Source organism: Nostoc sp. KVJ20 (genome assembly GCF_001712795.1).
Taxonomy (GTDB): domain Bacteria; phylum Cyanobacteriota; class Cyanobacteriia; order Cyanobacteriales; family Nostocaceae; genus Nostoc.
In genome coordinates this window covers 1-8,191 of the sequence record NZ_KV757771.1, presented here as the reverse complement: position 1 = coordinate 8,191, position 8,191 = coordinate 1, and the positions used below count along the sequence as shown (strand labels likewise).

The following is an 8,191-nucleotide window of genomic DNA, read 5'->3' as shown; positions in this document are numbered from 1 at the left end:
ACCAGACTGAGAAATGCTATATGCCATAAAGGAGTGCAAATTTATCTCTGAAAATTAATATTTCTCATAATATTAATTATTTTCACACCTGCAACGTTGCAACATTGTTCATTTATGTTGCAGGTGTGAAAAACCAAAAACCTTGCAACAATGTGTAGCGATCAAAAACCATGAATTGTAAAAATAATGTCTCACACATACTAAAAATCCTAGTTTTTTTAGTTTTTCATCACAAAATCAAATTCCTGACTAGGAATGTTGCAAAGGGTGGGTGCAACAATGTCGCTGACTGATTTGGTTAATCTTTTGGTTGACATAAAGCAAGATTTTAAAATTCGTGATGCATTTTTAGATAATTTGCTATCAAGAACAGAATGGGCTAATTTTTTAGGATTCCATCGTTCGACTTTATGGAGATGGGAAGAGCAAATTATTAGCAAAATTCCACCATTAAAATCTAGCTACTATGAAAACCAGAGGGGAGTCCGAAGCAATTACTTAGATGGATACCAAAGGTTTTTATTAGCAATTATTTACTTACTTAAAGGTGAATCAGTAGAGAAAGGTATTAAAAACAACGCTCAAGTTGTCAAGTTCCTCAAAAGGAATTTTATGCATTTACGTCGTAAAGAATTTGAAAAATGGAAGGAGAGCCAGTAATGTTTACTAAAGCACAGCTCATTGAATATTTCAGCGATCGCTACACCGATGTGCAAGTAATAGAAGCACTCCGAATCATGCGTGACCACGGGGCAGAGGTTGACCCCGAAGGCGATGAGTTTAGTCCAGACATCACAGAAGAGTTGGAGAAAGTGTTTGAACTTGTCGGTGCAGCAATTAATAGCCAAAAACACCTGCCAGCATCAGAGCAGGAGTCCGAAGCAATTCAACAAGCAACCAACATGGCAGCTAATATTATCCCGAACGTCAATCATCAGATGATGGCAGGGATGATTCGGGTGGTAATGAGTGGTGCGGTAGCCAAAGCCAATGCAATAGCAACATTAGAAGCAAAGGTATTTCAGAGGGCGTTAGACCATAGCAGAGGTGTAGTTGCTAATTCTTTCCTTGAGCAAACACAGTACAGCACCCAATACTTGCGTTCACTCTCAGACAACGATGGACAAATCAATAAACTGCTTGCTGGCTACGGTGTAGAAACAGTAGACGTTGATGCGTTTTTGAGTGAGGTTAAAGCTTTAACCCCTCAAGTCAAATCTGATGTACGCAATTTCAAATCGGGAGCAAGTGCTGATAGCAGTTTCAGTATTGATGCTTTTTTAGAGGATATGGGGCAATGAATAGCACCAGACTTTGGAGAAAACATAAAACATCAATTGTATTTGGCACGTTAATTGGGGCATCTTTGGTTTATTCCTCTGGTGATATTCAAAGGAATATGGGAGCAATCACTGATATTAAGCAATCCATTGCTCAAAACTCCAAGCAACAAACCATCCTGGAGCAACAACTTGAATTAGAGAAACAACTTGCGACTATTGCTGATTCCAGGTATGAATCTGGATGTCTGCCAATTGTGGCCACAGTCTACCCTCATAAATACGTGACGATTGTCCAAGGAAAGGTAATCTTTGACCGGATCACACTGAACCCTTTGCCGAAAGGAACTGTAGTCTGTGATGCCAACGGTAATACTGGTGTGATTGCTGATAGGGGAGAAGTGGAGGCACTAGCTTTTACCGGAAACAGAGATTTAGTTGCCACTCGGCTTAAACGCTTTCGTGGTGGCACATACAGCCAACCAATTGATACAGGAGGAAAATAGTGAATTTTACGATGCCTAAAAGAGAGAATGGGCAAAAAACTAACCCGTGGCTAAGGCTTTTGTATTGGGGGTTAGTGATTGCTGGTATCTGGTTTGCCTACCTAAATATTCAGCCCTATGAAAGAGCTGTGTCATTTTTGGGAGGAAAAGCTACTAGTAGCGCATTTACTTCTCTGGTAGCCGCAATCCCAATCATCAATGGTATTGCAGCGATATTTTCTAAAAGTCTTTCTTGGATATTGGGAGCAATACTTTGGGGTGTAATTCAGATTATTGAAGTGTTACCGTTGATTCTCTATAACAACGAGAAATTTATAGAGAAGATTGTTACCGAGGCTGATGGGCGTTCCCGCTATCAAGACAAAGATACTGATGATCCCGCTCTCAGGATGCTCAAACGCACATACAATCATCTTCCAATCTCTGTTGTCAGCAATTTAGAGGTGTTGAAAATCTTTACTTACACAGTTGATTTCCTGATTTGCCTTACTGTTTATTCACCAGTTGAGAGTGGTAAAATCTCCGACTTAATATTTATTTTGGCGACAGGGCAGTGGGGGAAATTAGACTACGGTAACTTGGCGTTGGCGCTAGTTACGTTGTTTGCAATTGAGGTAATAGTTTCTTTGATCATTTGGGTTGGTAAATTGTCTTACGCCATTATTCCCTAGCGAACAATAAGGTAAGTCCGGGAGCGTAGTCTTCACCCGGATTTCTCCCTTTCTGCCTCAAACGCTGAACTTTTATGAAAAAAATATGGATATGACACGTTTTGATATTAATAAGACCCAGAGAACCCCGGAGCAATGGAGTGCGATCGCTTTTAAGTCCACTACCGAAAACAACAATCAATGGAATATTGCTTTTGGGTTAGTTGTAGCAGCAATCGCAGCTTCGGCTACCTCTGGCATCACTGGAGCGCTCATTGCCGGATGGACATTATATAGTAGTTTTAAAAAAGCTAAAGAAATTCAACGAAATCAAGCAGCTATTAGAGAATATGGCTGTATTGCTCATATTCTTGACGGTGATGATTTTAGGGCATACATACAGCAAGTGGGTAAGGATGATATAGAGCGAGAGTTACATTTTGCCAGCAGTCAAGAATACGCTTTTTCAAACGCAGCAATCGATTATATTGAGGATGCATCACAATTTAGTCAATCATTAAATCAACCATTCTTCTCGCTAACTTCTTCTAATTCCTTGCAACAATCTACACTTCTCTCACAACAATCTAATTCGCATTCTACTGAACTTGCAGCTACTAATACTTCATCTTCAGTTCACAATCCCACACACATTATAGATATAGTTCGAGAAATTGCTTCACCTATCCGTAACTGCATCATTTTTGGGATTGGTGGAAGTGGTAAAGGAATGCTGGTTGCTAATGCCCTACGTCGAATCAAAGCCGAAAAGCCAAACCGCAAAATCTTTTATATTGACCCCAAAAATGAACCATCTGAATATGGTTACACAGAGGGCGTGGTTGACGTTGTTCGGCGTAAAAAATGCAAAAATGAATCCCCAGAAAATATTTGTAAGTGGATGGATGAAGTCCTTGATGGAACAGGTGAAGAAATAGGTTACATCGAATGGGCTAATAATCAAGAGGAATCTTTATTAGTTATTGACGAAGGTTCCACCCTTGGAGATGCGGCTAAAAAATGTCGAAACGAGCGGATTGGCACATTGATTTTACATATTTCTTCACTTGGTGGTTCTAGCAAGGAGAATGTTTGGCTACTTGCTCAATCTCCTTATGTTGGGCCACTAGGATTAAATTTATCAGCTACTAGCCAAATTACGGCAGTTGCCATCATTTCAGACAAGAATACTAATGTTTTAAAACAGTGGAAAAAATCACCGATTCTCGAAATGATTGATTTAGAGAGAATAAACACTTTAATTAAAGCCTCGCCTTGTAACCGCGCTGTGTTCTTTGGCGGTAATTCCACATGGGGTGCAATGCCAGAATTGCCTAATTACTCTGCTCTTGATCGGGACAACGATAAACCAACAGGAGATTCATTATCAACCGAACAACGGCAACAGTTGAGAACATTTACTGCCATACAAAGAAGTCCTTCTCAACAGATGATTGATAAATTGGAGCGGACACGACATCTAACACTTGAAGATTTTATCGTTAAAGAATTGGGACAAAATGACCGTGCCGATGAATTAAAAACAGCAATTGTTACACTTATGCGCCAAACTGACCATCAAGGATTAATTTACAAATTTAAAATTGATGTTTGATTGGAGATTTTATTCACTTCTGCCTTGAATCTCATTAATTATTGAACCAATTAGACTTACATAATGCGTAAATCCTTAACTTCATTTGAATATGCTAGGAACTGGTCAATAACTTGCCGTCGTGTCTATCGTCTTCAAAGCCGTTGCACTAATAATCCCTGGCATGGCAAAGCTACGATAGTACATCATCTACATTATCGGCGATCACTCCTGCGCCGGATTTTGGGAATGTTTTTACTGCATTTCCCCCACACTTCTGTCTCTGGTTACGAAATTCCCGGTTGGGATTGCGTAGGAGTATGCTCCCGTTGCCATGAAAATTACTACGGTAGAAGTAGCAGCCACACTTCAGTTCACTACCATCAAGTCTGGGTACAAAAAGGTGGACTCAACAACCACCAGACTTGGATTAAGGCTACATCTCTACGAATTAAGTTTTGCTTTCTTGCGTTAAGCCGTATTTGACATTTCCTCTTTCATCATTATTCACAATTTTTTTAACGGATGATTCTCTTAATTTTTTTGGTGTCATGAGCGATAAATTAACCACAGCATTACTAGAACTTTCAATAAGTCCAGTTAAGCAAGACAGATTGGCTATCGAACGCCTAGAAAAACAGTACGGTGCTTCTTTACTAGAAATTATTAATCAGATGGAAAACTATGCCATCATTCACCAATCTATTGAAGACGAAAGAGCTAAACCCAGAAATCAGTTGATTATTGCTTGCTGTTATGGCTGTCTTTGGGGCGCAGTTATCGGAATTGCGACGTTATTTATCAAGCCTAATGTTACTGTAGCGGCGATTGGGTTGGGTTTTACGGCTGGAGTGTCTGGGAAAATGTTGGTTCAAAAAGGGGAATAAATCGAAGTAGGTGAAGATGGGTTTTAATTTAATTATTTAGCTTATTTTTTTTGATTAATTGGAATAAAGATGGCGTGAACTAAATTTATTTCCCGTCGCGCCACCAAATTTATGATTCTTTTCAATTAATTCACCTCCACATAGTTAGTGGAGACATGATAAATGCAGAGTTAGCTAACAGATTTAAATCGTTTCCATTAATTCGCCTCCACATAGTTAGTGGAGACTTGACATACCCCGACATTATTGAATCATGTACCAGTTTCCATTAATTCGCCTCCACATAGTTAGTGGAGACAAATAAATGCCCACACTGCGAGGAAGGAAAGGTTTAGTTTCCATTAATTCGCCTCCACATAGTTAGTGGAGACCAGTAACTTTATGTGGTTCTACTAAATTTTTCATTGTTTCCATTAATTCGCCTCCACATAGTTAGTGGAGACTTCAAGCTATTTAAATCTTCAACTGTTTTGAGTTCTAGTTTCCATTAATTCCACTTCTCCTAAGAGAAGTGACAAAAAAGCTACTTGAGGCTGCTAACGAAACCGGATGGTTTCCATTAATTCCACTTCTCCTAAGAGAAGCGACCCAAAATATGGATTTATTATCAGCTTCATCCTGAAAGTTTCCATTAATTCCACTTCTCCTAAGAGAAGCGACTAAAAAAACTATCAAAAGACTGTGATCTATATCAGCAGTTTATGTTTCCATTAATTCCACTTCTCCTAAGAGAAGCGACCTATTACTCCAGTCAGTACGATTATTACTAACAGAATGACTACGTTTCCATTAATTCCACTTCTCCTAAGAGAAGCGACCCTTCAATTTTAGACCCTTACTCAGCAAGGAATCCAGAAGCCGTTTCCGAAGGTCACAAAAATTAATCGCCAATCTGCCATTTCACCAATCACCAACATACCCCAAACCCTTACTCTGTAAGCAACCTAAGGTCACAACGCTCAAATAAGCATTTCAGCCATTTTCCCTGAACCTCGGCACACCGCTTCAGCATCCGTTTTATTGGGGAGCATGGATTTGTCAGGGAAGGACAGATCCTTTAGTCGGTACAGGAATTTTTAACTAGTACCGCAGCGCGTAATTCATAATTCGTAATTACCGTACCATAAGGGTTTTATTGATTTGGAATCGGTGGTTGATTTCCGCCGTGCTGTACTAGGTTTTCCTTACAAAAAAGGCAGAAGGCAGGAGGTTAGGAGTATCAATTGAAACTAAAGTTTCAGGGTCTAGAGCCACGTTCATAAAAAGAATTATACCGAGACGCACTGCCACTCCAGATATTGTTTCGGGGCTGAAGTCCAAAGCTCCAAACCCCTATAATTTCGTTGGCAGCCCCGGCAACGTTATTAGATAATTATCGTTTTTTAGTGCGGTTCTCATTTCAGTGACAATTAGCTACAGGACTGTTCGTCATTTTTTTCCAAGATGGAAATTAATTCAAACACTCGCATATTTTCTCCCGTCCAAACTTTATCTAGTAACCGCAAATTTTCAAGAGTTAAGTTACTCTCTTTCACTATCGATACATTTGTTTTGCCCAGTGCCATTAACAAATCTTCAAATACAACTAAGCCATTAAACTCCAAGCCTTGAATCTCGGCTGACGCTAAGGCTGACAATCGCTCACCACAAATCTCAATCATAAACCACTTACAAAAATCTTTTTCCAGCAATGGATGACGGCCACTGATCCCTTGCATCAGCCATAGACCATAAATACTAGCTGTTGCATCATCCATTGTGGCTAAACGTTTAGCTGCCACCCTCCCAAGATTCTCAAAAAATGGCACACCTAAAGCTTTTTCTAACATCTGCATTGGCTCTGGTAGTGCATGAGCTACAACAGAAATTTGGCTATTTTCTAGTTGTTTAGAATGATATTTTTCTAAATATTCATTTGCTTCTTTTGATCCTAACATCCTCCCATCTGGGTGTAAGTTGAAATCAACCCCTGGCTTAAAACCTCCTTTAACTAGTTTTTGAGTCATGCTTGTCGATACATCTTTTACGGCTTGTTGATAACTTTCCTTACCTACGTATTCTTGCAAGAACCAAACAAAATTTGCATACTCTACTTGCACAAGAGCTTCTTTGAGGATTATTGTCTCATCCTCTAATTCTGCTAGGCTTAGGATTTTTTGAATTTCTTGCAGATTTTGACAAGAAATCGCTTCTATCAACTGCTGTTTTAGGAGTTCATTTTGCGAATTCATTTATTCCTTGACTATCCGTATCATACTTTTTGTGAAATGGTATTAGTTGACCCTGCTGGATAATGAACCGAATTCCGGCAATTGGCTCAACCAAATCATGCTTAAACTCTTGATGACGTGAACGTGGAACTGCGATCGCAAATACTACAGCACAAACAAAGAAACTGGCTGCGTTAACGAATAATGTATTGACAGTTCCAATCTAGCTAATTAACCCTTATGCTCTTCTCGAAAAGCCACTACCCAGATCAGGTTAGGCATTGTCATTGCCACTATTAACTGATATGTCGAAATGCAACACGTCTTCGCGCTCACCCAGCTTTGTATAAAGTTTAATGGCTGGATCATCACCAATATCCGCCTGGACGAAAATGACATAAGCTCCATAAGCTGCTGCTACTTCCTTTAGCTTCTGAATTAATGCCGTTGCGATCCCCTGCCGTCGATGTGCTGCGGCAACAGCGAGATCGTAGATGTAAATCTCACTGCGCTCCTGCTCGAATTTTTTAAGCTCGTAGGCAGTAAGACCACCAACGACCTCACCTTCTTTCAATGCGGCGATCGCAATAAAGTAGTCACTATCAAGCAGTTGCCGCAGGTAGTCTGTACTAGGCGGATTCCCATAAGTTTCCACCTGATCGAATGCCTCGCCAAAGGTCGCTAATAGAGCTTCCATTAATGCAACGTCCTCCGGCACAATCTGTTGAATGCTTAAGTTCATAAGACCTCGCGGGATTTTCCTTAATTTTTCTTGCGGTACTGGATTTAGTAGAGTTACTGGAAGTATTCTATTTAGTTAAAATTGACTTATATTAGTGGAATCAGGTTCATCAGTGAATGTACACTAGTTTATACTTTTATTTGTTTATTAAAAATAAGGAATAAATACTTATGTCTGATTTTGAAGCACCAAATCGACTAGACCGTATTGAAGTATTGGCTATTAGAAATACTGAAGCTATAGCAGCACTAACCACTAAGATTGATAATTTGACTGATAACGTAAATGATTTAACAAATAATGTAAGGATTCAGGTGGCAGA

The 8,191-nt window shown here is 39.6% G+C and carries 9 protein-coding genes and 2 CRISPR repeat arrays; of the genes, 7 read left to right on the top strand and 2 right to left on the bottom strand.

Annotated features, from left to right (window positions below; genetic code table 11):
- The first annotated feature begins 267 nt into the window (after nucleotides 1-267).
- The 7 genes from A4S05_RS36140 (at nucleotide 268) to A4S05_RS36115 (ending at nucleotide 4,917) form a co-directional block, all read left to right on the top strand.
- Nucleotides 268-660, top strand: a complete 393-nt coding sequence (locus A4S05_RS36140; RefSeq protein ID WP_218108013.1) for a hypothetical protein — start codon at nucleotides 268-270, stop codon at nucleotides 658-660.
- Nucleotides 660-1,301 carry a hypothetical protein gene (locus tag A4S05_RS36135; RefSeq protein ID WP_069074569.1) on the top strand — a complete coding sequence of 214 codons (642 nt, stop codon included), beginning with the start codon at nucleotides 660-662 and terminating at the stop codon, nucleotides 1,299-1,301. Before A4S05_RS36140 ends, A4S05_RS36135 begins: the two co-directional genes overlap by 1 nt.
- Nucleotides 1,298-1,786: a hypothetical protein gene (locus A4S05_RS36130; protein WP_069074568.1), complete on the top strand. Its 489-nt coding sequence runs from the start codon at nucleotides 1,298-1,300 to the stop codon at nucleotides 1,784-1,786. Before A4S05_RS36135 ends, A4S05_RS36130 begins: the two co-directional genes overlap by 4 nt.
- A complete protein-coding gene (locus tag A4S05_RS36125; protein WP_141699910.1) occupies nucleotides 1,786-2,457 on the top strand; it encodes a hypothetical protein in 672 nt (223 codons plus the stop codon). Before A4S05_RS36130 ends, A4S05_RS36125 begins: the two co-directional genes overlap by 1 nt.
- A 91-nt stretch (nucleotides 2,458-2,548) precedes the next feature.
- Nucleotides 2,549-4,051: a hypothetical protein gene (locus A4S05_RS36120; protein WP_218108012.1), complete on the top strand. Its 1,503-nt coding sequence runs from the start codon at nucleotides 2,549-2,551 to the stop codon at nucleotides 4,049-4,051.
- 63 nt (nucleotides 4,052-4,114) lie between these two features.
- Nucleotides 4,115-4,516, top strand: coding sequence for a hypothetical protein (locus A4S05_RS41050; protein WP_141699909.1), 402 nt, complete (start codon nucleotides 4,115-4,117; stop codon nucleotides 4,514-4,516).
- A 65-nt stretch (nucleotides 4,517-4,581) separates the two neighbouring features.
- A complete protein-coding gene (locus A4S05_RS36115) occupies nucleotides 4,582-4,917 on the top strand; it encodes a hypothetical protein (RefSeq protein ID WP_069074565.1) in 336 nt (111 codons plus the stop codon).
- 118 nt (nucleotides 4,918-5,035) lie between these two features.
- A CRISPR array of direct repeats spans nucleotides 5,036-5,360; the repeat unit is 37 nt; unit sequence GTTTCCATTAATTCGCCTCCACATAGTTAGTGGAGAC.
- 37 nt (nucleotides 5,361-5,397) lie between these two features.
- Nucleotides 5,398-5,735: a CRISPR direct-repeat array (repeat unit 36 nt; unit sequence GTTTCCATTAATTCCACTTCTCCTAAGAGAAGCGAC).
- Nucleotides 5,736-6,326: 591 nt separating this feature from the next.
- Here A4S05_RS36115 and A4S05_RS36110 read toward each other — a convergent pair.
- Complete coding sequence (locus A4S05_RS36110) at nucleotides 6,327-7,148, bottom strand: hypothetical protein (protein ID WP_069074564.1); 822 nt, start codon at nucleotides 7,146-7,148, stop codon at nucleotides 6,327-6,329.
- A gap of 253 nt (nucleotides 7,149-7,401) precedes the next feature.
- Nucleotides 7,402-7,869 carry an AAC(3)-I family aminoglycoside N-acetyltransferase gene (locus A4S05_RS36105; RefSeq protein WP_069074563.1) on the bottom strand — a complete coding sequence of 156 codons (468 nt, stop codon included), beginning with the start codon at nucleotides 7,867-7,869 and terminating at the stop codon, nucleotides 7,402-7,404.
- Nucleotides 7,870-8,191: the final 322 nt, after the last annotated feature.